The organism is Streptomyces sp. FH025, from assembly GCF_017427025.1.
In the GTDB taxonomy this organism is placed as follows: domain Bacteria; phylum Actinomycetota; class Actinomycetes; order Streptomycetales; family Streptomycetaceae; genus Kitasatospora.
The window spans coordinates 1-24,494 of record NZ_JAFLNG010000033.1; the positions used below are offsets into that span (position 1 = coordinate 1).

General features: G+C 73.2%; 27 protein-coding genes. 8 read left to right on the forward strand and 19 right to left on the reverse strand.

Annotation, left to right across the window (positions count from 1 at the left end; genetic code table 11):
- Positions 1-862 (forward strand): methyltransferase (locus J0670_RS04320; RefSeq protein WP_207809748.1); only part of this gene is annotated, 862 nt, incomplete at its 5' end.
- Positions 863-940: 78 nt separating this feature from the next.
- On the opposite strand, the gene J0670_RS04325 is transcribed toward J0670_RS04320, so the two are convergent.
- From J0670_RS04325 to J0670_RS04365, 9 genes are all read right to left on the reverse strand, one after another.
- Positions 941-1,654, reverse strand: a complete 714-nt coding sequence (locus tag J0670_RS04325) for a class F sortase (RefSeq protein WP_243436523.1) — start codon at positions 1,652-1,654, stop codon at positions 941-943.
- Positions 1,655-1,795: 141 nt separating this feature from the next.
- On the reverse strand, positions 1,796-2,227 hold the full coding sequence (locus tag J0670_RS04330) for a hypothetical protein (protein ID WP_207809750.1): 432 nt from the start codon (positions 2,225-2,227) through the stop codon (positions 1,796-1,798).
- A 370-nt stretch (positions 2,228-2,597) separates the two neighbouring features.
- Entirely contained in the window at positions 2,598-2,891 is a 294-nt protein-coding gene (locus J0670_RS04335) for a TcmI family type II polyketide cyclase (RefSeq protein WP_207809795.1), read from the reverse strand.
- A gap of 32 nt (positions 2,892-2,923) precedes the next feature.
- Positions 2,924-3,379 carry an SRPBCC family protein gene (locus tag J0670_RS04340; RefSeq protein WP_207809752.1) on the reverse strand — a complete coding sequence of 152 codons (456 nt, stop codon included), beginning with the start codon at positions 3,377-3,379 and terminating at the stop codon, positions 2,924-2,926.
- A gap of 1 nt (position 3,380) precedes the next feature.
- Positions 3,381-3,641 (reverse strand): acyl carrier protein, encoded by a 261-nt coding sequence (locus tag J0670_RS04345; protein ID WP_207809754.1) that lies wholly within the window; start codon positions 3,639-3,641, stop codon positions 3,381-3,383.
- A gap of 56 nt (positions 3,642-3,697) precedes the next feature.
- Positions 3,698-4,939, reverse strand: a complete 1,242-nt coding sequence (locus J0670_RS04350; protein ID WP_207809756.1) for a ketosynthase chain-length factor — start codon at positions 4,937-4,939, stop codon at positions 3,698-3,700.
- A gap of 5 nt (positions 4,940-4,944) precedes the next feature.
- A complete protein-coding gene (locus J0670_RS04355; RefSeq protein ID WP_207809758.1) occupies positions 4,945-6,201 on the reverse strand; it encodes a beta-ketoacyl synthase in 1,257 nt (418 codons plus the stop codon).
- Entirely contained in the window at positions 6,198-6,623 is a 426-nt protein-coding gene (locus tag J0670_RS04360; RefSeq protein ID WP_207809760.1) for a cupin domain-containing protein, read from the reverse strand. Before J0670_RS04360 ends, J0670_RS04355 begins: the two co-directional genes overlap by 4 nt.
- Before the next feature lie 30 nt (positions 6,624-6,653).
- Positions 6,654-7,820: a SchA/CurD-like domain-containing protein gene (locus J0670_RS04365; protein ID WP_207809761.1), complete on the reverse strand. Its 1,167-nt coding sequence runs from the start codon at positions 7,818-7,820 to the stop codon at positions 6,654-6,656.
- A 304-nt stretch (positions 7,821-8,124) separates the two neighbouring features.
- Here J0670_RS04365 and J0670_RS04370 point away from each other — a divergent pair, with 304 nt between their 5' ends.
- Positions 8,125-9,750, forward strand: a complete 1,626-nt coding sequence (locus tag J0670_RS04370) for an FAD-dependent monooxygenase (RefSeq protein WP_207809763.1) — start codon at positions 8,125-8,127, stop codon at positions 9,748-9,750.
- Positions 9,751-9,813: 63 nt separating this feature from the next.
- Here the strand turns inward: J0670_RS04370 and J0670_RS04375 are convergent, their stop codons facing one another.
- A complete protein-coding gene (locus tag J0670_RS04375) occupies positions 9,814-11,475 on the reverse strand; it encodes an APC family permease (protein WP_207809765.1) in 1,662 nt (553 codons plus the stop codon).
- A gap of 458 nt (positions 11,476-11,933) precedes the next feature.
- On the opposite strand from J0670_RS04375, the gene J0670_RS04380 reads away from it, so the two are divergent.
- The gene (locus J0670_RS04380) at positions 11,934-12,818 is read left to right on the forward strand and encodes a DMT family transporter (protein WP_207809767.1); all 885 of its coding nucleotides are present in this window, start codon (positions 11,934-11,936) and stop codon (positions 12,816-12,818) included.
- A gap of 72 nt (positions 12,819-12,890) precedes the next feature.
- Positions 12,891-13,157, forward strand: a complete 267-nt coding sequence (locus J0670_RS04385) for a hypothetical protein (RefSeq protein ID WP_207809769.1) — start codon at positions 12,891-12,893, stop codon at positions 13,155-13,157.
- 13 nt (positions 13,158-13,170) lie between these two features.
- Here J0670_RS04385 and J0670_RS04390 read toward each other — a convergent pair whose 3' ends face one another.
- Positions 13,171-13,518, reverse strand: coding sequence for a hypothetical protein (locus J0670_RS04390; protein WP_207809771.1), 348 nt, complete (start codon positions 13,516-13,518; stop codon positions 13,171-13,173).
- Positions 13,515-13,820, reverse strand: coding sequence for an SAV_915 family protein (locus J0670_RS04395; protein ID WP_207809773.1), 306 nt, complete (start codon positions 13,818-13,820; stop codon positions 13,515-13,517). Before J0670_RS04395 ends, J0670_RS04390 begins: the two co-directional genes overlap by 4 nt.
- A 377-nt stretch (positions 13,821-14,197) precedes the next feature.
- Here J0670_RS04395 and J0670_RS04400 point away from each other — a divergent pair, with 377 nt between their 5' ends.
- The gene (locus J0670_RS04400) at positions 14,198-16,417 is read left to right on the forward strand and encodes an NADP-dependent isocitrate dehydrogenase (RefSeq protein ID WP_207809775.1); all 2,220 of its coding nucleotides are present in this window, start codon (positions 14,198-14,200) and stop codon (positions 16,415-16,417) included.
- Between the two features lie 169 nt (positions 16,418-16,586).
- Here the strand turns inward: J0670_RS04400 and J0670_RS04405 are convergent, their stop codons facing one another.
- Both J0670_RS04405 and J0670_RS04410 read right to left on the reverse strand, forming a co-directional pair.
- The gene (locus tag J0670_RS04405) at positions 16,587-17,225 is read right to left on the reverse strand and encodes a YdcF family protein (RefSeq protein ID WP_207809777.1); all 639 of its coding nucleotides are present in this window, start codon (positions 17,223-17,225) and stop codon (positions 16,587-16,589) included.
- A gap of 112 nt (positions 17,226-17,337) precedes the next feature.
- Entirely contained in the window at positions 17,338-18,342 is a 1,005-nt protein-coding gene (locus J0670_RS04410; protein ID WP_207809779.1) for a cytochrome c oxidase assembly protein, read from the reverse strand.
- Between the two features lie 191 nt (positions 18,343-18,533).
- Between J0670_RS04410 and J0670_RS04415 the strand changes: the two genes are divergently transcribed.
- A complete protein-coding gene (locus tag J0670_RS04415; RefSeq protein ID WP_207809781.1) occupies positions 18,534-19,505 on the forward strand; it encodes an NAD(P)-dependent oxidoreductase in 972 nt (323 codons plus the stop codon).
- Here J0670_RS04415 and J0670_RS04420 read toward each other — a convergent pair.
- On the reverse strand, positions 19,502-20,722 hold the full coding sequence (locus J0670_RS04420) for an RNA polymerase sigma factor (RefSeq protein ID WP_207809783.1): 1,221 nt from the start codon (positions 20,720-20,722) through the stop codon (positions 19,502-19,504). The genes J0670_RS04415 and J0670_RS04420 overlap by 4 nt on opposite strands.
- Entirely contained in the window at positions 20,719-21,090 is a 372-nt protein-coding gene (locus J0670_RS04425; RefSeq protein WP_207809785.1) for a YciI family protein, read from the reverse strand. Before J0670_RS04425 ends, J0670_RS04420 begins: the two co-directional genes overlap by 4 nt.
- A gap of 129 nt (positions 21,091-21,219) precedes the next feature.
- Here J0670_RS04425 and J0670_RS04430 point away from each other — a divergent pair, with 129 nt between their 5' ends.
- Entirely contained in the window at positions 21,220-21,528 is a 309-nt protein-coding gene (locus J0670_RS04430) for a hypothetical protein (protein WP_207809787.1), read from the forward strand.
- 14 nt (positions 21,529-21,542) lie between these two features.
- On the opposite strand, the gene J0670_RS04435 is transcribed toward J0670_RS04430, so the two are convergent.
- Together J0670_RS04435 and J0670_RS04440 are read right to left on the reverse strand one after the other, a co-directional pair.
- On the reverse strand, positions 21,543-22,181 hold the full coding sequence (locus tag J0670_RS04435; protein WP_207809788.1) for a cysteine hydrolase family protein: 639 nt from the start codon (positions 22,179-22,181) through the stop codon (positions 21,543-21,545).
- A gap of 113 nt (positions 22,182-22,294) precedes the next feature.
- Positions 22,295-22,945: a TetR family transcriptional regulator gene (locus J0670_RS04440; RefSeq protein WP_207809790.1), complete on the reverse strand. Its 651-nt coding sequence runs from the start codon at positions 22,943-22,945 to the stop codon at positions 22,295-22,297.
- A 178-nt stretch (positions 22,946-23,123) separates the two neighbouring features.
- Here J0670_RS04440 and J0670_RS04445 point away from each other — a divergent pair, with 178 nt between their 5' ends.
- On the forward strand, positions 23,124-24,026 hold the full coding sequence (locus tag J0670_RS04445; protein WP_207809797.1) for a UTP--glucose-1-phosphate uridylyltransferase: 903 nt from the start codon (positions 23,124-23,126) through the stop codon (positions 24,024-24,026).
- Positions 24,027-24,150: 124 nt separating this feature from the next.
- Here the strand turns inward: J0670_RS04445 and J0670_RS40485 are convergent.
- Positions 24,151-24,494: winged helix-turn-helix domain-containing protein (locus J0670_RS40485; protein WP_207809791.1), on the reverse strand; the 344-nt coding region annotated here is incomplete at its 5' end.

Genomic DNA, 24,494 nt, shown 5'->3' on the forward strand with positions numbered 1-24,494 from the left:
GCCCCGCCAGCTGGGCCGGCTGCTGCGCGCGCTCACCTGCTACGGGATCTTCACCGAGACCTCCGCGGACCACTTCGGACACACCGAGATGTCCCGCCTGCTGCGCGAGGACGCGCCCAACTCCCTGCGCTACATCTCCCTCTGGTGCACCGAACCGTGGACCTGGGAGGCCTGGCCGAAGCTGGACGAGGCGGTCCGCTCCGGCCGCAACGTCTTCCCCGACCTGTTCGGAAAGGAGTTCTTCGACTACCTGCACAGCGACGCGGGCGACTCGGCGAAGGTCTTCGACAAGGCGATGACCACCTCCAGCCGGCAGTCCGCCCAGGACTTCGCCGAGTACCTGGACCTCACCGGCATCGACTCGGTGGCGGACATCGGCGGCGGCCAGGGGCACGTCCTGGCCAGCCTGCTGGAGAAGCACCCGGCGTTGCACGGCACGCTGCTCGACCTGCCCAAGGTGGTCGCCGGAGCCGACCCCCGGCTGCAGGACGGCGGCGCCTTCTCCGTCCGTGCCCGCCTGGTGCCCGGCGACTGCCGGGTGGAGATCCCGGTGCGCGCCGACCTCTACATCATCAAGAACATCCTGGAGTGGGACGACGAGAGCACCCGCCGGACCCTCGCCAACGTGGTCGCCGCGGCCCGCCCCGGCGCCCGGGTCGTGGTGGTGGAGAACCTGGTCGACAACAGCCCGTCGATGCGCTTCACCACCGCGATGGACCTGATGCTGATGCTCAACGTGGGCGGCGCCAAGCACTCCGAGGAGAGCATGGTCCAGCTGATGGAGGAGGCCGGGCTGGCGGTCGCCGCCGTCCGCCCGGTCAACCCCTACCTGCACGCCTTCGAGGCGACGGTGCGCGGCTGACCGCCCCCTCACGCCGACGGCCGCTGCTCCCGGGGAGCAGCGGCCGTCGGCCGTTCAGGCCCGGTTCGGGCCCGGTGTTCAGGCCGGGTGTGAGGACTCCAGGTGGGCGAAGACCACCACGTTGTTCAGGTAGTCCTTCCGGCTCTTGTCGTACGTGCCACCGCAGGTGATGAGCCGCAGCTGCGCGTCCGGCGTGCTCCCGTACACCTTCTGGTCGGGGAAGGCGTCCTTGGCGAAGCTCTCCACCGAGTCGACGGCGAACACCGCGATGGTGCCGTCCGCGCGGCTCACCTCGACCCTGCTGCCCGGCCGCAGCTTGCTCAGCATCAGGAACACCGCCGGGCCCGTGGTGGTGTCCACGTGCCCCGCGACGACCGCGGCGCCGAGCTCGCCCGGGCTCACGCCCTCCCGGTACCAGCCGACCAGGTTCTTGTCGTCCGGTGGCGGCGGGTTGAGCTGGCCGGCCGGATCGAGGGTCAGCTCGGTGAACGGCGCGTCGACGCCGATCTGGGGGATGCGCAGCCGGGTCGGCTTGGCGGGCGTGAGCGCCAGGGGCGCCGGAGCCGCCGGTTCGGCGGGTTCGGCCGGTACGGGCGCCGGTGCCGCCGGTGCCGCCGGTTCCTCCGGTGCCGTGGCGGGGCCGGCCGGCGTGGGAACGGTGATGGCGGCGACCGCCGGGGGTACGGCCTGACTGGCCGGCGGCCCGGCGGCAGGCCCGCCGCTCACCGAGTTGTAGATCATCAGCAGACCCATCGCTGCCGCGCCCAACCCGACGCTTAGCAGTTTGGGCATTCCGGAGGCGGGACCGTCCGTCATTCCTGTTCTCCGCTCCTGTTCCGCTGTTCGGTAGTTCGATCGGGTCCGCAACGGCCCGCCGCCTCCGTGCGCCCCACCCGGGTCGGGGGAGGCGCCCAGAGGCGGCGGAGGCGGACGTTAGATGGCGGCGCCGGAAGCGCGGCGGCCGCGGCGGAGCGCGAACGCGCCGGCCCCGAGGCCACCGAGCAGCAGGACCGCGCCGGAGGCGACGCTGCCGCCGCTCAGCGCGGTACCGCCACCGCCGGCGTGGACGCCACCGTGCGGCCGGTGCTCACGGCCGTGCTCGCCGCGGCCGTGCTCGCCGCCACGGCCCTCGCCGCCCTTGTCACCGCGGCCCTCGCCGCCCTTGTCGCCGCCACGGCCGTGCTCGTCACCGCCGCGGCCCTCGCCGCCACGGCCGTGCTCGTCGCCACCCTTCGAGTTGTTGTTCTCCTGCCAGGTGAGGTTCTTGCCCTGGTCGAGGGAGCCGTCGGCGAACGCCATGGGGGTACCGACGGTCAGGACGGCGGCGACGGCCGCCCCGGCGAGCAGCGTGCGTGCAGAACGCATGAGGATGATCCTTTCGGTGCGCGGACCCACGACCGCCGGCGTGGTGCCGGACAGGGAGCCGCGGGAGTGGCGCCTGATCCACCGTCACCCGCGGCGCGACCCCGCGCCACCGGAGAGTGGCCGAGTGGGCACGGAGAGTGCATCCTTCGAGTGGAGTTTCGGGCTCCTTCACCCGTCCGCCCCGGGGGTTCGGGTGAATCCCCCGTGGCACCGCGGCTGACGGATCGAAAGACTGACGGAGCGAAAGACTGACGAGACGAAAGGCTGACGGCTCGAAAGGCTGACGGACTTTCCGGAGCGGAGGGCGTGCACATGGGCCCGCCCCCGGCGTTGCAGCCGGGGGCGGGCCCATGTGCGGGGAGCGGGAGGGTCAGCGCTCCCAGCGGTAGAACTCGCGCGCCATGGCGTCCTTGGGCTCGCGCCAGGTGGCCGGGTCGTAGGCCTGGACGAAGGCGGTCAGGCGGTCGCTGACGCTGCGGAACTCAGGGTGCCCGATCACCTTGGCGACGGCCGGGCCCGGCGGGCGGTCGGCCTCGATCAGGTGCAGGTAGACGTCGCCGAACTGGAAGAGACTGCGGCCGGTTACGCCGATCAGGTGCGGCAGTTCACCCCGGTCGGACTCGGCGAACACCTCGGCGATGTCCGGAGCGGACTCCGGCTTCATCCGGGCGACGATCAGGGCGCGGTGGGTCGTGTTCACTGTTCGGCCGCCCTCTTCTCGACCTTCTCGCGGATCAGCTGCATCTGGATCCGGGAGTTCCTGTTGATGTGGTTGACCATGCCGTCGTCGTCCACCGGCGCGGTGGGCTTCATCGCGAAGTCCTGGATCCAGCGCATCCTGGTGCCGGCCGGGACCTCCGCGTACTCCCAGCGGATCTCCATGAACTCGAACGGGCCGGGCTCGACCCGGCGTGCGCGCACCGCGAGCGAGGACCGGTCGGTGGTGCGCTCGGAGACCCAGCTCCACACCTGGCCGTTCTCGTCCGGGTGCATGGTGAGCCGGAACCGCACGCTGTCGCCGTCGCGCTCCAGCACTTCCACCGAGGCGTATTCGCTGAACAGCTCCGGCCAGTTCTCCAGGTCGTTGGTCACCTCCCAGACCAGGTCGAGCGGAGCGTTGATGACGATCTCGTTGTCCGTGTGTCCGGGCATCTCAGGCACCAGCCTTCGTGGAGAGGGAGGAGTTGACCAGTTCGATGAACTCGGCCGGGGTCTTGGCGGACTCGGCGCCGGTGGTGACCTTGAAGCCGTGCCGGTTCTCCAGCTCGCCGACGATGCCGAGCAGCCCGAGCGAGTCGACGCCGAAGTCGTCGAACTGCGCGCCGGGCTGCTGCAACTCGCCGGGGTCGACGGTGACGCCGGCCCGGGCCTGCAACAGGGTGGCCAGCTCGGGATAGCTGAGGGGGTTGCTCACGGGGTCGTGCCTTTCTCGAAGGGGTCGTTCAGGGCCGACGGATCGGGCCCGACGGTTCAGAGCCGTTCCCCGCGTCGGAGCACCAGCGCGGAGTTGGAGCCCATCAGCCCGCGGCTGAGCACCAGCGCGGTGTGCAGCTCGGCGGGGTGGGCGCGGCCGGTCACCAGGGCGAGGTCGTGGCAGACCTCGGTGACGTTGGGGGTGGGCGGCAGCACACCGTCCTCCATCGCCAGGACGGCGGCGGCCACGTCCAGCATCGGCGCACCGCAGTACGCCCGCCCGGTACCGGACTTGGGCGCGGTGACCGGGACGGACTCGGCGGTCGGGCCGAGCACGTCGGCCAGCGCCAGGGCCTCGGCCCGGTCGGCGGCGGGAACGCCGAGCGCGTCCGCGAAGACCACGTCGATCTCCTCGGGCGCGATCCGGGCCTCGTCCAGCGCGATCCGGATCGCGGCGGCCAGCCCCTCCCGGGACTCCTCCCAGCGGGAGGCCCCGGTGAAGGTGGTGCCGTGCCCGACCAGCTGCGCCCGGACGTTGGCGCCGCGCCGCCGGGCCGCCCGCTCGTCCTCCAGCAACAGCATCGCGCCGCCCTCGGCCGGGGCGAAGCCGCAGGCCTGGGCGGTGAACGGCAGGTAGGCCGCCTCGGGCCGGTCGGCCAGGCTCAGCTCCGGGTAGCCGAGCTGGCAGACCATCGAGTACGGCGCCAGCGGCGCCTCGGCGGCGCCGACCACCATCGCGTCGGTGCCCCGCTCGATCGAGCGGGCGGCGTGCGCGAGGGCGTCCAGGCCGCCGGCCTCGTCGCTGGCGACCACCGCGCAGGGGCCCTTGTAGCCGCCGCGGATCGAGATCTGGCCGGTGCTGGCCGCGTAGAACCAGGCGATGGACTGGTACGGTCCGACGAACCTCGGCCCCTGGCCCCAGAGTTGCTGGAGCTCGCGCTGGCCGAACTCGCCGCCGCCGGAGCCGGCAGCGGTCACCACGCCGACCGCGTAGGGCTGTTCGGGGTCGGCCCGGAAGCCGGCGTCCGCCACCGCCAGGTCGGCGGCGGCCATCGCGTAGTGCGTGAATCGGTCGGTCTGCACGAGGAAGCGGCTGTCGATCACCGACGTCGGTTCGAAGCCCCTCACCTCGCCCGCGACTTTGAGCGGCAGCTCGGTGCAGCCCTCACGGGATATCCGGTCGAGGACGCTCACGCCCTGCCTGGTGGCCTTCCAGAAGGCGTCGGCCCCGACACCGTTCGGCGCCACCACTCCCAGGCCGGTGACCACCGCCCGGCGGCCCTGCTGACGTGACGTCATGGAACTCACCCCGTTCTGTTGAGCACGACGGCGGACTGGAATCCGCCGAATCCGCTGCCGACCGAGAGGATGTGGCTCAGCGGCAGCTCACGCGCGGTGCGCGGCACGTAGTCGAGGTCGCACTCCGGGTCCGGAGTCTCGTAGTTGGCCGTCGGCGGCACCACGCCGTGGGCCAGTGCCAGGGTGCAGGCGACCACCTCGATGGCGCCGATCGCGCCGAGCGAGTGCCCGACCATCGACTTGATCGAGCTCATCGGCGTCTCGAAGGCGTGGCCGCCCAGCGAGCGCTTGACCGCGGCGGTCTCGTGCCGGTCGTTCTGCTTGGTGCCCGAGCCGTGCGCGTTGACGTAGTCGACGTCGGTGCGGTTCACCCGGGCGTGGTCGAGCGCGTGGTCGATCGCCCGGGACATCTCCAGCCCCTCCTTGGTGAGGCCGGTCATGTGGTAGGCGTTGCCGAAGGTGGCGAAGCCGCCGAGCTCGCCGTAGATCCGGGCGCCGCGGCGGCGGGCGTGCTCCAGCTCCTCCAGCACCAGGACGGCGCCGCCCTCGCCCAGGACGAAGCCGTCCCGCTCGGCGTCGAAGGGGCGGGAGGCGTGCGCCGGGTCGTCGTTGCGCTCGCTGGTGGCCTTGATCGCGTCGAAGCAGGCGACGGTGATCGGGGAGATGGGGGAGTCGGAGGCGCCGGCGACGCAGATGTCGGCGCGTCCCTCCTCGACCGCCAGGAAGCCGTAGCCGATCGCGTCCAGGCCGGAGGTGCAGCCGGTGGAGACGGTCTGCACCGGGCCGTGCGCGCCGACCCGTTCGGCCACCGTGGAGGCCAGGGTGCTGGGCGCGAACGCCCGGTGCAGCTGGGGTTCGGCCTGCCGGTGGTCCACGTCCCAGCGCGCGCCGGCGGCGCTGACCAGGGCGTAGTCGTGCTCCAGCCGGGTGGTGCCGCCGACGGCGGTGCCGAGCGAGACGGCGACCCGCCACGGATCCTCGGCGGCGAGGTCCAGGCCGGCGTCGGCGATCGCCTCGTCGGCCGCGACCATCGCGAACTGCACGTAGCGGTCGGCCCGTTGGACGTCCGACGGGGTCAGACCGTGGGCCGCCGGGTCAAAGTCGCACTCGGCCGCGATCCGGGAGCGGAACCCGGTCGGGTCGAAGAGCGAGATGCCCCGGGTGGCGGTGCGGCCGGCCGTCAGGAGGTCCCAGAACGCTGGGATGCCGATCCCGCCGGGCGCGACCACACCGATCCCGGTGACGGCGACGCGCCGTGTCACGAGCCGACCTTGGCGTGTTCCGGCGGCCCCGAGGCGGCGGACTCCTCGGTGCTCACGTGGCCGAGGTCGGGGCGCGGGGCGAGCGGGCCGAGGTGGAAGACCATCCGGGCCTCGGTGTCACCGACGTTGCGGAAACGGTGACGCATGTTGATCGGGATCATCAGGCCCTGGTTCGGTCTGAGCGGCCGGGCCTCCCCGTCGAGGTCCACCTCCAGGTCGCCGCAGACGACGAACACGAACTCCTCGGAGTACGGGTGGTAGTGCTCGTTGATCCGCTCGCCGGGCCGGACGATGGCCAGGCCCATGAAACCGCTGGTCGAGCCGCAGGTGGTCGGGGTGAGCATGGTGCGCAGCTCGGCGCCGTGGCGGCGGTTCTCGGGGGCCTCGTCGACGTTGACGATCCGTGGGTACTGCGTGGTCATGGTGTCTTCCTCCGGGCTGGGTGCGGAACGTCAGTCGGTCACCGAACTGCGGTCGGTGACCGGGTTCATGGCGCGCGCGGCGAGGAACGCGCTCAGGCCCGCGACGGTGCGCAGGTCGCCGGTCGGGCCGAGGTCCAGCAGCCGGGCGAGCTCGGCCGCCTCCTGGTCCCCCGCCACCCCGAGGGCCGCGGCCGGGTCGGCCTCGGCCGGCACCCGCAGGTCGACCAGGCGCACCACCGTGTCCTCGCGCTGGAAGACGGCGGCCGCCGCGACCGGGCCGGTGGGGTCGGCGGTGGCGAGGTTGTCGTGGTCGCCCAGCAGCTCGGCGACGGCCTGCCCCCCGCCCGGGCGGACCGGGTAGAGCACGGCGTGCCGGTGCAGCCGCCCGGAGGCCGGGGAGCTGGCGATCGCCTGGTGCGTGGCGGGCAGCGCCGCCCTGGCGAAGAAGGCGCGCGCGGCCTGCGGGTCGCCCAGCCGGCGGGCCTCCTCCAGGTGCGGGTTGAGCTCCTCCTCGACCGCCCGCACCTCGGGCTGCATCGCGACGTGGCGCAGCGCGTCGCCCAGGTCGCCGACCACCTCGACCGCCCGGACGACCCGGTTGCCGAGCATGAACAGTGAGGTGCGGCGCAGCCGGGTGTACTCGTCCACCTCGGCCCGGGGCGAGGCGTAGCCGGCCAGGATCCGGGCCACCTCCGGCTCGCTGCCGGGCTTGACGGTGAAGGTCAGCGCGTGGCGCACCACGCCGTCCGGGCCCGGCTCGGCCTTCGGCGGGCCGACGTGCCCGGCGGGCTCGTTGCGCGGCAGGCCGGGCGGGACCTCCATCGGGGCCCGGGTGCCGGTGGAGCCGGCCGCCGAGGTCTCGCGCAGCACGGCGTAGCGCAGCGAGCGGAAGTTGTCGCTGACGCAGCCGTGCATCGGCTTGACCATCTCGCGGTGGGCAGGGCTGTCCACCCACGCCAGGAAGGTCTCCTGGTCCTCCCACTCGCTGGTGATCAGCCACTGGCGGGGGTCGTTGATCGACTGGCACAGCTGGTCGCTGACATGGCCGGGAACCGAGGCCACCTGGTGGCGCAGCTGCTCGTAGACGTCGAGGAAACGCTGCTGGGCGCCGTCCTGGATCTCCAGCATCAGCACCACCCTCAGCCGGGTGTCGGACTCTTCGTGCTGCTTCGGCTGCGGTTCGGACAGAGTTGTCATGATCCACTTTCTGCTCTGGGCCGCACGCGGCGGGCCGTGACGGCCGCGTCCGGCCGGGTGCTCCCGGGCTGGGGGAGGGCGGTGCGGTGGCGGTCGGCCCGGCCGTCGGCGCCAGGCCTGAGGTCGATCGTGAGCGGCGCACCGGGCGCGGCGCGAGATTTGCGGGCCATCCGGGCGAAGCGGCGGCACAGCCCGCCTCGGGCGGGGGATGGAAGAGCAGGGCCCCCGGCTGAGCGGGCCCGTCGAGGGCGGCGCCGAGTCCAGGCGCCGGGCCGCGGAATCCCCTTACAGGGCGGAGCAATTGATGAATCCGAAGGTTGACGAACGGGTGCCGGTCCTGATCGTGGGCGGCTCCCTGGTCGGGTTGTCGGCCTCGCTCTTCCTGGGCCGGCTGGGTGTCAGGCACCTGCTGGTCGAGAAGCACGCCGACACCTCGCACCACCCGCGCGGGCGAGGCAACAACGTCCGCACGATGGAGCTGTACCGGGTCGCCGGGATCGAGCCGGCGATCCGCGAGGCGGCGTCGGTGCTCGCCCCCAACCACGGCATCCTGCAGGCGCCCTCGCTGACCGGTGAGGAGCAGGAGTGGCTGTTCCGGGAGATCGACCCGGGCGGCAAGCTGGCCCGGTTCAGCCCCAGCTCATGGTGCCTGTGCAGCCAGAACGACCTGGAGCCGGTGCTGGTGCGCGCGGCCCGAGAGCTCGGCGGGGACATCCGGTTCAGCACCGAGCTGGTCTCCTTCGAGCAGGACGCCCGGGGCGTCACCTCGGTGCTGCGCAGCCGGGAGACCGGCGAACACCGGATCGTGCGCTCCGAGTACCTGATCGCCGCGGACGGTCCGCGCAGCCCGGTCCGCGAACGCCTGGGCATCGGCCAGAGCGGCAAGGGTGAGCTGTTCCACAACGTCAGCATCACCTTCCGCGCCAAGCGGCTGGCCGAGGTGGTCGGCGACCGGCACTTCATCGCCTGCTACCTGACCAACCCGGACGCGGACGGCGCGCTGCTGCCGGTGGACAACCGGGAGGAGTGGGTCTTCCACGCGCCCTGGCACCCCGAGCGCGGCGAGCCGCTGGAGGCCTTCACCGACGAGCGCTGCGAGCGGCACATCCGCACCGCCGTCGGCATGCCCGAGCTGGACGTCGAGGTGACCGGCCGGGCCGCCTGGCACGCCGCCGAGCGGGTCGCCGAGCGCTACGGCGTCGGGCGGGTCCTGCTCGCCGGGGACTCCGTCCACGAGATGTCCCCGACCGGTGCCTTCGGCTCCAACACCGGCATCCAGGACGCCCACAACCTGGCCTGGAAGGTCGCCGCCGTCCTGTGCGGCTGGGCCGGCCCCGGCCTGCTGGAGACGTACGGGCAGGAGCGCCGCCCGGTCGCGGAGGTCACCAGCGAGCGGGCCTCGGCCCGTTCCGCCGAGCACAGCCACCCCGGCTACGCGGTGGTCCCGGGCGCGGGCCGGCAGGCCGGGGTGCTGGCGGTGGCGCTCGGCTACCGCTACCCGCGGGGCGCGGTGCTCGGCACCGACCCGTCGGGCGCGGTCGTCCCGGAGGAGTTCGAGTCGGCCGGCGAGCCCGGAAGCCGCGCCCCGCACCAGTGGCTGCTGCGGGCGGGCGTGCGGCTGTCCACGCTGGACCTGTACGAGCAGGCGATGGTGCTGCTCACCGGCCCCGGCGGCGGGCCCTGGCGGGAGGGCGCCCGGCGGGCCGCCGACCGGCTGGCCGTACCGCTGGACGCCTACCGGATCGGCAACGGAGCCGAGGACGACCTGGCCCCCGAGCAGGGTGGGGACTTCGCCGCCCTGCACGGCATCGGCCCGGACGGCGCCGTGCTGGTGCGCCCCGACGGCTTCGTCGCCTGGCGCTCGCCCGGCGCGGCCGAGGACCCGGAGGCCGAGGTCGAGGCCGTCCTGCGGGCGGTGCTCAGCCTCTGACACACGCGGACGGGCCCGCCGGTCGCACTCCCGGCGGGCCCGTCCGCGTGCGTTCGGGGTCGGTCAGTGGCCGCCCTCGTCGACCACCTCGACGTCGGCGATCTCCTGCTCGATCGCGTCGGCCGGCAGGGCCACCCGGATCGCCCAGTAGTAGATGACCAGCGAGAACACCGCCACCAGGGCCATGTCGTACCACATCGGGATCAGGCCGGTGCCGTCACCGAACCCGCCCTGCCAGGAGATCAGGCCGAGGCCGACCAGGTAGGGCGGCAGCCACTGGGCGGACTTCCAGCTCAGCCGGGGGGCGTTCGGCAGGCCCTTCTTGATCGCGTACGCGGCGTAGCTTCCGAGCAGGACGTAGCCGAGCACGATGGCGATGCCCAGGCGGTACAGGGTCTGCCAGCCGGCCCAGTAGATGATCAGGCTGGAGACCACGAAGGCGGCCGGGGAGATCAGCCCGCCCAGCGGCAGGCGGTAGGGGCGCTCGTGCCCGGGCAGCCGGCGGCGCATCGCGCCGAAGGCCAGCGGGGCGCCGGCGTACATCAGCACGCTGGCGGAGGTGATGAAGCCGACCAGCTCGTGCCAGCTCGGGAAGGGCAGGAAGCAGATCACGCCGGTGACGAAGGCGATGACCAGGCCGAACCACGGCACGCCGTTCTTGTCCAGCTCCTCGAACCTCTGCGGGGCGTAGCCGTTGCGGCTCAGGCCGTAGGAGATGCGCGAGGTCGAGGTGGTGTAGATCAGGCCGCTGCCGCCGGGGGAGATCACGGCGTCGGCGTACAGGACGTAGGCCAGCCAGCCGAGGCCGACCGTGGTGGCGAGGCCCGCGAAGGGGCCGTCGATGCCGGGGAAGTCGAGCTTGTCCCAGCCGTTGGCGAAGGCGCTGAGCGGCAGTGCGCCGATGAAGACGACCTGGAGCAGGGTGTAGATCAGGCTGCCGATGACGACCGAGCCGAGCACGGCGCGGGGGATGTCGCGCTTGGGGTTGCGGCTCTCGCCGGCGAGCTGGATGGCCTGCTCGAAGCCGAGCAGGGCGAAGATGATGCCGCTGGTGCTGATCGCCGCGAGCACGCCCTTGGCGCCGAACGGCGCGAAGCCGTGCGAGGTGAAGTTGGAGCCGTGGAAGTTGGTCACGGCCAGCACGAAGATGGTGAGCAGCGGGACGGCGATCTTCAGCCAGGTGGCGATGTTGTTGGTGCGGGCCAGGACGCGCACGCCGAGGAAGTTCACCGCGACGAACACGGCCATGAGCACGGTGGCCACGGCGAAGCCGCTGGTGGTGAGGGTGTTGTTGTCGTTGAGCAGGCCGTCCGCCCAGGGCCAGTGCCGGGCGTAGCCGATCATCGCCTCGACCTCGATCGGCGCGACGGTGGCCGCCTGGAGCCAGGAGAACCAGCCGAAGGACATCCCCGCGAGACCGCCGAAGGCGTAGTGCGGGTAGCGCGCGGTGCCGCCCGAGACCGGGAACATGCTGCCGAGCTCGGCGTGCACGAGCGCGAGCAGCGCGATTGCGACCGTGCCGATGCCCCAGGACACGATGGCGGCCGGGCCGGCCGCCATGACGCCCTCCTTCGCGCCGAACAGCCAGCCGGAGCCGATGATCGAGCCGACCGAGGCCCACATGAGGCCGATGAGGCCGACGTGGCGGCGCAGCGACCGGTGGGTGGTCCCGGATTCGGAGCCGGTGCCCTGATCGGGCGGCGAGATCTGGTTGAGGGAAGCCATGAACGATCTCTCTGTGGGTGGGGGCTCCGGGGTGGTCGGAGCGCGGAGAGTTGCCACACAGTAGGTCTATTCATAGAGGTCTGCACAGATTTCATTACTGAATGTTTACGTTCTTTACCGGATATCCGTGCAGGTAGGGGGCCGTCTGATTGCGGACGTGTTACGCGATCAGCCGGGTGGGTCCAGTATTTGAGCGGGAATTGAGGATCGCTATCCGGATCCGGCAAAATGGGCCGTCCGTGTGGTAATAGGCATGACTTCTTTCGCATAGCCATGCCGGTGCCCCTGGCGTAGGCTGGCCCCATGCGTTTCGTGATCCTCCCGCCGCCGGTCCGCTAGCGGGCGGCGAACTCCACCCGACCCGGCCGAGCGGGACCGCCCGCTCGTCGCCGGGGCGATGACTGCCGCCCGCGTGATCCGCGGATCCCAACCGGCACCTCATCGTGGAGCACCGACGCATGACCTCATCCCTCGCCGTGCCCTTCCGGCACGGCCTGTTGTCCATTTCCGCCGCCGCCGTCGCCTGGGGCGTGGGCGGGGCCGTGGCCGCGCTGCTGCTGCGCACCAGCGGCCTCGGCCCGGTGGCCGTCTCCTGCTGGCGCTTCGGCGTCGCGGCACTGTGTCTGGCGCTGCTGCGCTCGCTCACCCGTGGCGCCGACCGCTCCGGCGCCGACCGCTCCGGCGCCCGGCGCGGGGCCGCCGTGCTGACCGGGCTCGGCCTGGCCGTCAGCCAGTGCGCCTACTTCGGCTCCGTGCAGTACGCGGGCCTGGGGCTGGGCACCCTGATCACCATCGGCGCGGGGCCGGTGCTCACCAGCCTCGGCGGGCACCTGCTGCTGGGCGAACGGCTCACCCGCCGGGCGGTGGCCGCCGTCGCCCTGGCCCTGGCCGGACTCGCGCTCCTGGTCGCGGCGCCGGCCGCCGGGCCGCGCCCGGCGCTGGGCGTCTCCCTGGCGGTGCTCGCGGGGGCCGGCCAGAGCGGCCTGACCCTGTGGGCGCGCGGCGGCGGCTCGGCCCGGGCCAGTACCGGCGCCTTCGCGACCGGCCTGCTCTGCCTGCTGCCGTTCGCGGCCGTCCAGGGCGTGCTGCCGACGGCCGGGGATCCGGCGCTGACCGGGGGAGCGCTGCTCTTCCTCGGGACGGTGCCCACGCTGCTGGCGTACCGCTGGTACTTCAGCGGGCTGACCGCCGTACCGGGCGCCACCGCCTCGGTGCTGGTGCTGCTGGAGCCGGCGACGGCCGCGCTGATCGGGGTGCTGTTCCTCGGCGAGCCGTTCACGGCGGGGCTGGTGGCGGGCTCGGCGCTGCTGCTGGCCGCGATCGCGGCGCTGGCGCGGGCGTAGCGCGCGGGGGCGTGCACCCGGGCGGGCGCGCTGTGCTCGCCCGGGTGGCGCCGCCGTGCTGGGGTGGGCCGCATGAACAGCACACTTCTGGCCCGGACGGCCGTCACGGCCGCGACCGTCCTCCTGCTGGTCGCCAACGCCCCGGCCGCCTCCGCCGCCGCCTCCGCGAAGGGGACGTCCGGTCGGCGCGACGTGACCGCCGAGCAGTGCCGCGACGCGGGCGGGCACGTCGAGGGCAGTGGCTACTGCGTCGACGCGGTCGGTGAGGACGCCTGGGGCGAGCCCATCGACGCGCAGGCGATCAACCCGGACCCGCGCCCCGGCGAGGAGGACTCCTAGCGTCGGCGTCAGCTCACGGAACCGGCCGCAGGGTGACCGGCGCCGGGGTCAGCGCGCGCAGGACGAGGTCGATCCGGACCCGCGCCGCGCCCGCGCGGTGCAGCGCGGCGGTGACCGCCCGCAGTTCCTCCGGGCCGGTGCAGGCGAGCCGGAGCTCCAGATCCGCGTCCCCGGCGAGCGCGAGGCCGCTCTGGATGGCCGGGTGCTCGGCCGCGAGGCGGTCGAAGTCGAGCGGGACGGGCCCGTGGCTGATCCGGGCGATCGCGTGCAGGGTCCGGGCCGGCCCGGGGCGGAGTGCGCGAGTGGGATGGAGGGGCTCCGGATCGAGGCCGCCCGGGACGAGCTGGAGCGGGGCGGTCACCGGTGCTGGAGCTGTGCGGTCGGGGCCGGGGCGAGCGGAGCGGACACGGCGGCGACGGGCGGGGCGACCAGCCGCGGGTCGAGGACCAGGGTGTCGACGCCGAGCGGGGCGGTGAGGCCGCGCAGGGCGGGCTCGCCGAGCTCGGTGTGGGCCTGGTCCGGCCCCAGGAGGGCGGTGAGGGCCTCGGGGCTGGAGAACCCGACCGCGCACCGGCGGCCGTCGCGCAAGCGGAACAGGCGGAGGACGGTGGTGCTTCCGGTGCTGGTGGTGGTGACCGGAACGTGCCAGACGACGCGGGCCATGCGGATGCTCCCGAGTGGGGTGGTGGGCCTGCCGGAACTGCTCCCTCGACGCTAGGTCCGCTCGCGCCGGGCGTCGCCGGTCCTGACGCAGCGTTGACCGAATGCGGTGCCGCGTTGACGCACCCCTGATGCCCGACTCACCCGATTGGCCTATACCAGTTCCGCAGGCGCGCGATCCGTGCGATCCGGACGGGCCGGTGAGCGCTCCGCTTGCCTCCCGTCCGTCCGCGGACCACGGTGGACCCGGACGTCGTCTCGGCCGGGACCGCGCCCCCTGATCCGACCGGCGCACGCTCCCGGGCGGGGGGAGGTGGAGATGCGGGCCCGGGACGAGATATCTTGACGTCAAGACGTTGGAGACGTGAAGCGGAGTACCGATGACTGACTCGACCATCATCTATACGCACACCGACGAGGCTCCGGCCCTGGCGACCTACTCGTTCCTGCCGGTGGTCCAGGCGTACGCCTCGACGGCGGGTGTGCGGGTGGAGACCCGTGACATCTCCCTGGCCGGGCGCATCATCGCCAGCTTCCCGGAGCGTCTGACCGAGGCCCAGCGGATCGGCGACGCCCTGGCCGAGCTGGGCGAGCTCGCCAAGACCCCGAGCGCCAACATCATCAAGCTGCCGAACATCTCGGCCTCCGTGCCGCAGCTGAAGGCCGCCATCGCCGAGCTGCAGGCCCAGGGCTACGCCCTGCCGGACTACCCGGACGACCCGCAGACCGACGAGGACAAGGACGTCCGCGCCCGCTACGACAAGGTCAAGGGCAGCGCCGTCAACCCGGTCCTGCGCGAGGGCAACTCGGACCGCCGCGCCCCGCTGTCGGTCAAGAACTACGCCAAGACCCACCCGCACCGCATGGGCGCCTGGACCTCCGAGTCCAAGACCAACGTCGCCACCATGGGCGAGAACGACTTCGCGAGCACCGAGAAGTCCGCGGTGATCGGCGCCGACGGCGCCCTGCGCATCGAGCTGGTCGGCGCCGACGGTGCCACCACGGTGCTGCGCGAGAAGGTGCCGGTGCTGGCCGGAGAGGTCGTCGACGCCTCGGTGATGCGCGCCGCCGCCCTGAACGAGTTCCTGGCCGCCCAGGTCGTCCGCGCCAAGGCCGAGGGCGTGCTGTTCTCGGTGCACCTCAAGGCCACCATGATGAAGGTCTCCGACCCGATCATCTTCGGCCACGTCGTGCGCGCCTTCTTCCCGAAGACCTTCGCCGCGTACGGCGAGGCGCTGGCCGCCGCCGGTCTGAACCCGAACAACGGCCTCGGCGGCATCCTGGCCGGCCTCGACAAGCTGGCGAACGGCGCCGAGGTCAAGGCCTCCTTCGAGGCCGAGCTGGCCGAGGGCCCCGCCCTGGCCATGGTCGACTCGGACAAGGGCATCACCAACCTGCACGTGCCGAGCGACGTCATCGTCGACGCCTCGATGCCGGCCATGATCCGCACCTCCGGCCACATGTGGGGCCCGGACGGCCAGGAGGCCGACACCCTCGCGGTGCTGCCGGACCACAGCTACGCCGGCGTGTACCAGGCCGTCATCGACGACTGCCGCGCCAACGGCGCCCTGGACCCGGCCACCATCGGCTCGGTGCCGAACGTCGGCCTGATGGCCCAGGCGGCCGAGGAGTACGGCTCCCACGACAAGACCTTCGAGATCGCGGCCGCCGGCACCGTCCGCCTGGTCGACACCGAGGGCAACGTGGTGCTGGAGCAGGCCGTCCAGCCGGGCGACATCTTCCGCGCCTGCCAGACCAAGGACGCGCCGATCCAGGACTGGGTCAAGCTGGCCGTCACCCGCGCCCGCGCCACCGGCGACCCGGCGGTGTTCTGGCTGGACGAGGACCGCGCCCACGACGCCGTGCTGATCGAGAAGGTCAAGACCTACCTGCCGCAGCACGACACCACCGGTCTGCAGATCGAGATCAAGTCCCCGGTCGAGGCCACCAAGTTCTCGCTGGAGCGCATCCGCCGCGGCGAGAACACCATCTCGGTGACCGGCAACGTGCTGCGTGACTACCTGACCGACCTGTTCCCGATCCTGGAGCTGGGCACCAGCGCCAAGATGCTGTCGGTCGTCCCGCTGATGGCGGGCGGCGGCCTGTTCGAGACCGGCGCCGGCGGCTCCGCCCCGAAGCACGTCCAGCAGCTGCTCAAGGAGAACTACCTGCGCTGGGACAGCCTGGGCGAGTTCTTCGCGCTGGCCGCCAGCTTCGAGCACCTGGCCACCAGCACCGGCAACGCCCGCGCCCAGGTGCTGGCCGACACCCTGGACCGCGCCACCGGCACCTTCCTCAACGAGGACAAGTCGCCGAGCCGCCGCCTCGGTGGCATCGACAACCGCGGCAGCCACTTCTACCTGGCCACCTACTGGGCCCAGGAGCTGGCCAAGCAGACCGCCGACGCCGAGCTGGCCCAGGCGTTCCAGGGCCTGGCCAAGACGCTGACCGAGCAGGAGACGGCCATCGTGGACGAGCTGATCGCCGTCCAGGGTTCGGCGGTCGACCTCGGCGGCTACTACCAGCCGGACCCGGCCAAGGCCGCGGCCGTGATGCGCCCGTCGAAGACCTTCAACGAGGCGCTCGCCAACCTCGGCTGACAGCCGTCGAGTTGAGCAACCGGGAGGCCCCCGGGTCCGCTGTGGCGGACCCGGGGGCCTCCCCACGTCGTACCGCAGCGGCAGCAGGCCCAGCACGCCCACCAGCAGCGCCAGGCCGACCACCCAGGGGGCGGGGCCCAGCCGGGCCGGGTCGTCCAGGACGGTCCGGTCAGACCAGTCCGATCACCACCCCGGTGCCGGTCAGCACCAGCAGGGCGGCGCCGTTGGCGCGCGGCAGGGCGAGCGCGGTGCCGACCGCCTCGCGCAGCAGCTGGTACGGGCCGTGCGCGAGCAGCCCGTCCGCGCCGAGCACCCGGCCGGGGACGCCGGCCCGGTGGGCGGCCAGGGCGGAGCGGACGGAGTGGAAGCCGCTGGTGACCACCGTGCAGCGGTAGCCGGGGTGCTCGGCGGCCATCAGGGCTGCGCTGAAGCGCAGGTTCTCGACGGTGTTCACGGCCCGCTCCTCGCGCCGGATCCGCTCGGCGGGGACGCCCCGGGCGATCAGGTAGCGGGCCATCGCGGCGGCCTCGGTGCACCGCTCGTGCGGGCCCTTGCCGCCGGTCACGAGCACCAGCGGCGCATGTCCGGAGGCCTGCTCGGCGGCGAAACGTTCCAGCGCCGCGTCCAGCCGGGCCGCCAGCGCCGGCGCGGGCTCGCAGCCGTCCAGCGCGGCGCCCAGGACCACCAGGTAGTCCGACCCGGCGGGCACCGGCCGGTGGCGCTGGACCAGCGCGCAGCCGAGGAAGCCGAGCAGCCAGAGCAGGACGTACCCGACGAGCAGCACCGGGACGAGGAACAGGGCGTACATGACCTTCGAACGAGTTCGACGGAGCGACCGTTCCGGAAGGGGCCCGGAGACGGCGAGAACCCCCGTTCCATAGGCGGAACGGGGGTTCTCGGTCTTCCGTCGGAGGGGGAGCTCAGCCGGCGTCGGCCGCCGGAGCCGCCGGGGCTGCCGGAGCCGCGGGAGAACCCGGGCGCCGGTCGCGCTTGTGCAGCGAGGCCAGGTAGGCGTTGTACGCCTCCAGCTCGGCGTCGCCCGAGCGCTCCTCGGCGCGGTCACGGCGGGCCGCCTGCCGCTGTTCGGAGCCCATCCACTGGTAGACCAGCGCGATCAGCACGATCGCCGTCGGGATCTCACCGAACGCCCAGGTGATGCCGCCGGCCAGCTTCTGGTCCTCCAGCAGGTCCGTCCCGGGTGGCGCGCCCTGGACCGTGAAGGTGGTGACCAGCGGGTGGCTGGCCATCATCACCGCCACGCCGAAGAAGGCGTGGAACGGCATCCCCATGAAGAGCTCGATGATCCGCATCACATGGCCGGGGCGGTGCGGGCCCGGGTCCACGCCCATGATCGGCCAGAAGAAGGTCAGACCGGTGAAGAGGAAGTGGACCATCATGAAGATGTGCCCGAGGCGGTACTGCATCAGGAAGTCGAACAGCGGGGTGAAGTAGACCCCGTACAGGCTCGCGATGAACATCGGGATGGTGAACGCCGGGTGCGAGATCACCTTGACGTACCGGCTGTGCAGCAGCGCCACCAGCAGCTCGCGCGGCCCGCGCGGACGGCCCTTGCCCGCCGGGCGCAGCGCGCGCAGCGACAGCGTGATCGGGGCGCCGAGCAGCAGCAGGATCGGCGTCAGCATGGACAGCACCATGTGCTGGATCATGTGCGCGCTGAACAGCACCATGCCGTAGTCGTTCAGTCCGGAGCAGGTGACCAGCAGCAGGCTCGCGATGCCGCTCACCCAGCCGACGATCCGCCCGACCGGCCAGCGGTCGCCGCGCCGGTACAGCCGGACCACGCCCGCGAGGTACAGGCCCAGGGCGACCAGGCTGCCGAGGAGGAACACCCAGTCGGGGGACCAGGTCCACACGTTGGAGAGGGTGAACGGGCCCAGTTGGGCCATCCCTCCGTGGTGGTGCATTCCTGACATTCCGTCGCCCATCGGCGGGTCCTGCTTTCCGTCCTCGTGGCCCCTGGTGAGGGTCCGGTTCGCCCGTTTTGCTTGGCACACAGCCTAGGTGGGCCTTACCTCGGCCGGTGCCCCGCCCCCTCCGTACGGGTGTCGGTCAGGCCTTAAACTGACCGGTCGGTCGGCAGGGAGGAAGAGCGATCATGGCAGCGGCACCGCGGCCCGCGGGACGGACCACCGTCGCGCTCACCGGGGCGAGCGGCTTCATCGGCTCCGCCGTACTGACGGCCCTCGCGGCACGCGGCGTACGGGTGCGGGCGCTGGTGCGCCGGACACGGCCCGCCGACGACGGCGACCTCACCCCGGTGCGCGGCGACCTCGCCGACCCGGCGGCCCCCGAGGCGCTGGAGGAGCTCTGCGCGGGCGCCGAGGTCCTGCTCCACCTGGCCTCCCGGGTCGGCGGCCCGGCCGAGGAGTGCGAGGCGGTGAACGACCGGGGCACGGCGGCCGTGATGGCGGCCGCCACCCGGGCCGGGATCCGCCGGATCGTCCACCTGTCGACCACGGCCGTGTACGGCGAGGGCCCGCACGCCGGGATCGGCGTGGACGGCGTGCCGTGCGCGCCCTGCTCCGAGGCCAGCCGGACCAGACTGCTCGGCGAGCGCCACGCCCTGGCGGCCGGCGCCCTGGTGCTGCGCCCCGGCCTGGTCACCGGGCCGGGCGACCGCTGGGTGGTGCCCGCCCTGGCCGAGCTGGCCCGCCGGGTGCCGGGCCGCTGGGAGGGCGGCCGGCCCCGGCTCTCCGTGGTCGACCGCGCCGACCTGGCCCGGCTGATCACCGCACTCGCCCTGGACGCGCACACCGCCGCGCCGGGCGTCCACCACGCCTCCCACCCCGAGCCGGTCCGCAGCGGCGATCTGCTCGACGCCCTGGCCGCCCTCGGTCTGCTGCCCGCCCCCGACGGCCCGGCGCTGCCCTGGGACGAGTGCCGCCGTCTGCTGGCGGCCACCCCCGGGCGGGTCTCCGAGCGCCAGTTCGCCATGGTCGCCCGCGACCACTGGTACCGCAGCGAGGAGATCTGGCGCCTCGCCGCCTGCCCGCCCGGCCCCGGCCCGCTGGCCCGGCTCGCGGAGGCGGCGCCGTGGTACCGGACGGCGCTCGGGGTGCCTGCCTAAGGCCGCAGCCGGGCCGCGCGGGCCCGGAGGTGGCGCTGCTCGGCGAGGCTCGCGGTGGCCCTGGCGGCGCGCAGGTAGTGGTCGTACGCCCCGGTGGTGTCGCCGGTGCGCTCCAGCAGGTGGGCGCGGACGGAGAGCAGGCGGTGGTGCCCGGCCATCCGCCGGTCCTCGTCCAGGCCGGTGAGCAGGTCGAGACCGGCCTCCGGGCCGGCCACCTCGGCGAGGGCGATGGCGCGGTTGAGGGTGACCATCGGGTTGGGCGCGATCCGCTCCAGGATCAGGTAGAGGGCGTGAACCTGCGCCCAGTCGGTCTCCTCGGCCGTGGTGGCGTCGGCGTGGGTGGCGGCGATGGAAGCCTGCAACTGGTACGGGCCCAGCGCGGGAGCGGCCAGGGCGGCCTTGGCCAGCTCGGTGCCCTCGGCGAGCAGCGCGCCGTCCCAGGCGGTGCGGTCCTGCTCGGCCAGGGGCACCAGGTCACCCGCCTCCGTGGTCCGGGCCGCACGGCGGGCGTGGGTGAGCAGCATCAGCGCCAGCAGGCCGGTCACCTCGCCGTCCTCGGGGAGCTGGGCGTGCACCGTCCGGGCCAGCCGGATCGCCTCGCGGGCGAGGTCGGAGCGGTCCAGCTCACTGCCGGAGGAGGCCGTGTAGCCCTCGTTGAAGATCAGGTAGAGCACGTGCAGGACGACCCGCAGCCGCTCCCCGCGCTCCGCACCCTCGGGGAGGGCGAACGCGCTGCCGGCCGCCCGGATCCGCTGCTTGGCCCGGCTGATCCGGGCCGCCATGGTGGCCTCCGGCACCAGGAAGGCGCGGGCGATCTCGGCCGTGGTGAGGCCCCCGACCGCACGCAGGGTGAGGGCGGTCTGGGAGGTGGCGGTCAGCGCCGGGTGGCAGCACAGGAACAGCAGCAGCAGGGTGTCGTCGGTGTCCGGGACGCCCTCGGGCAGCACGTCGGCGGCCGTCGTCGCCGACTCGCGCTCGCGGCGGGCGTGGTCGCTGCGGATCTGGTCGACCAGCCGACGGGAGGCGACGGTCGTCAGCCAGCCGCGGGGGTTGTCCGGCAGGCCGTCCCGGGGCCACTGCACGGCCGCGGCGAGGACGGCCTCCTGCACGGCGTCCTCGCACCCCTCGAACCGGCCGTACCGTCGTACCAACGTGCCGAGGACCTGCGGCGTGAGGCCACGCAGCAGGTCCTCGAACTCCGGTGCTGTCGCTGTCATGCGTCCAAGTGTCCGTCGGAGAACATCACCTGGCGCACCTCGACGCCCAGGCCCTCGATCGCGGCGTCCGGGATCCGTGCCGCGAGCTCGATCGCCCGCTCCCGGTCCTCGCAGTCGATGAGGTAGAAGCCGCCCAGGAACTCCTTGGCCTCCAGGAACGGGCCGTCGGTCACGGCCGGCTGGCCGTTGCGCACGGTCACCACGGCGGCCTGCGACGGATCCACCAGAGCCTGGGTGATGATCAGCTCACCGGAGGACTTCAGCTCCTCGATGAACCGGCCGTGCTCGGCGCCGATCGCGGCCTTCTCCTCGTCCGTCAGCGCGTCCAGCACGGCCGGGTTGATGTGCAGGCCGATCAGGAACTTCATCGTGTACTCCTCCTCGTGTGCGGGCCCCGGTCGGGCCCTTCGACCGTCGGTCGGAGCCGGTGCCGATGTCTTGACATCCCTCCGAGGGCAATCTCCCACGCGTTCTCCGCCGTCGCACCGGTCGCCGCCGTGACCGGCAACTACTTCGGCGGCACGCTCGGCTTCGCGCTGCTCGGCACGGTGGCCGCCGCCGTCTACCGCGACCGGACGGGCGGCGGCTCCGACTCGCTGGCCGGCGCGGTCGAGGCCGCCCGGCACCTGCCCGCCGAGCAGGGTGCCGAGCTGCTGCGCACCGCGCGGGCGGCGTTCACGGCCGGGGTGCACCTCACCGGACTGATCGCCGCGCTGCTCTTCGCCGGGCTGGCCGTGCTCACCCTGGCCCTGCGCCCGGCGAGGCGGCCCGAACCGGAGGCCGTACGGGAGACGGCGCACTCCTGACGGCCCGGGCGTCGTCAACCCGCGTTGCCCGCCAGGGACGCGGCGAAGGCGGCGGCGTCGGTCTCGGCGCCGAAGTGGTGCACCACGTGCTCGCGGACGTGCTCCTGCTGGGCGCGGGTGAACGCCGCGCAGGCGTCGTGGACGACATGGGCGGTGTAGCCGCGGTCGTGCGCCTCGCGCAGCGTCGACTCGACGCACACATGGGTGGCGAAGCCCGCCAGGTAGAGGTCGGTGACGCCGAGGCGGCGCAGGATCAGGTCGAGGTCGGAGAAGCCGGCGAAGGCGCTGGCCCCGGCCCGGCCGCGGACCACCGGCTCGCCGGGGGCGGGGCGGAAGTCCTCGGCGAACTCGGTGCCGGCGCTGCCCTCGATCCAGGTCCCGGCCCGGGGGATCGCCGCGCGCAGCCCGAGCCGTGCCGGGGTCCAGCCCGCCAGCTCGGGCGCGCCGGGGGTGAGCACCAGCGGGACGTGGACGACCGGGACGCCGTGGGCGCGGGCGGCGGCCAGCGCGGTGGCCGCGCCGCGTACGGCGGTGTCGAGCAGGTCGCGGTCCTCCACGAGGTGGTTGAGGCGGCCGTGCTCGGGGTCGAGCCACTCGCGCTGGAACTCGATCAGGACGAGGGCGGCGTCGGGGCGTGCGGAGGTGTTCGTCATGGGGGCTCCTGGTCCGGAGAATTTCCAACTGACGAGTTGGAGGCTAGCGCGAAGAGGCCCACATCTCCAACCAGCCAGTTGGGAATGTGGGCCTCTTCGCGAGCGGCGCAGGGTCAGCGGACCAGGCGGCGCACCAGCTCCACGACCGCCTCCCGCCGGGCGGCCGGATCGCCGCCGGCCGGATCCTCGGTGGCCGTCCTGCTGCCGGCCGCCCCGCTGTCGGTCGTCCCGCTCTCGGCTGCCCCGCTCTCGGCCGCCCCGCCGAGGATCATTCGGGCCAGCTGCGGCACCGCGAACTGCCAGCCGGCCAGCGCCACGACGGCGTACAGCAGCTCCCCCGGCGGCAGGGCCGGATCCGAGGCCGCCGTACGCGCCCGGGCGACGGCGGCGACCTTCTCCGCGTAGTACGCGGACCGCCGCTCCTCGCCCGCGACCGGGCCGCCGGCCTCCCCGGACAGCGCCTCCCACTGCAAGAGCCGCAGTAGGTGCGGATGCGCGAGGTGGTAGTCGAACACCCGGCCCGCGTACTCCGGCAGCTCCACCCCCTCCAGCGGCACCGCACCGGCCAACCGCTCCAGCTCGCGCTCGACCACCGCTTCGAACAGCTGCCGCTTGCCCCCGAAGTAGGGGTAGATCCGCTCCTTGTTGACCCCGGCCGCGGCGGCGATCCGGTCGATCCGGGCCCCCTCGGGCCCGTGCGCGGCGAACTCGTCCACGGCCGCGTCGAGCAGCAGCCTCTTGGTCTTCGCGGTGTCCCATGCCATGGGCCCAGCATACGAACCGTCCAACCGGCCGGTTGGCGGGCCGGGGGCGGTGCGGCTGTGCGACGAGTGTTCACCCGGTGTGCGATCACACGGCGGGTGATCGCTCCGCGAACCTTGGTAGCGTCGTCGCCGCGCCGTCCAACTGCGGCGCAGCACCGTTGAGATGAGAGAGCATCACATGGCCCCCAGGACCATCCGTCGAGCCGTCATCCCCGCCGCCGGGCTCGGCTCCCGCCTCCTCCCGCTGACCAAGGCCACGCCGAAGGAGATGCTGCCGGTCGGCGACAAGCCGGTGATCGAGCACACCGTCCGCGAGCTGATCGAGAGCGGCATCACCGACATCACCATCGTCGTCAACGGCGACAAGGGCCTGATCCAGGAGCACTTCCGGCCCAACCCGGTGCTGGTCGACCAGCTGTGCCGGGACGGCAAGGAGGCCTTCGCGGACGCCGTCGAGGAGGTGGGGGAGCTGTCCCGCAAGGGGCACATCAGCTACCTGTACCAGCACGGCCCGTACGGCAACGGCACACCGGTGCTCAACGCCGCCCGGCACTTCGGCGACGAGCCCTGCCTGGTGCTGTGGCCGGACGACGTGTTCGTCGCCGAGGTGCCCCGCGCGCAGCAGCTGATCAGGGCGTACGAGCAGACCAACGCGCCGGTGCTGGCACTGATGCCGATGGCGCCCGAGGACTCCTACCGCTACGGCGTCCCGCTGGTGAAGGAGGACCTCGGCGGCGGCTCGCTGCGGATCACCGGCCTGGTCGAGAAGCCGAAGCCGGTCGACGCGCCCTCCGCGTACGCCGCCATCGGCGGGTACGTCATCACCCCCGGCATCGTCGACGAACTGCGCGAACTCACCCGCCGCTGGCACGAGAAGCCCGAGGACGAGGTCTACCTGACCGACGCCATCAACGCCTACGCCGCCCGCCGCGCCGTCTACGGCCAGGTCATCGACGGCACCTGGTACGACACCGGCAACCCCGCCGCCTATCTGCGCGCCCAGTTCGCCGCCGCCCTCGCCAACCCGGACTACGGGCCCGAGCTGCGTCGGCTGGCCGCCGAACTCGCGCCCGTGGTCTGACTAAGGCCTGTCTGGCAATTCCCGCCGGGCGTGCGACGCCGGGGCACGACCCGCTGACGGCCCCCGAGTCCGCCTCCGGTTCCAAGTCCGCCTCCGGGGCGAGCCGTTGGGCGAAGCTCGCCCTCTAGCGGACCGGCCGGCAGACGCCGAGCGGAGCGTGGCGGCGGCGCGGAGCTCCCTCGCCTCGCCGACGAGTTGCTCGCGGCGGTGGGTGTTCCGCCCGCCGCGGTCCACGGTGAGCAGGTAGCCCCCCGCCGACGGAGGCCGGCGCGGCGCTCCCGAGGGCGCGGCGCGGGCGGTGGGCGTACGTCCGGACCACCGCCGTCGCCCTGGCGGGCGGCTCCGCGCCCCACAGGTCGTCGACGAGCCGACCGGTCGACACGGGGTGGTCGGCCCTCGGCAGCAGTGAGAGCAGCAGGTTCCGCTGCTGCGGGGACCCGAGCGCGAGCTCGCCGCCGTCCCGCCGTC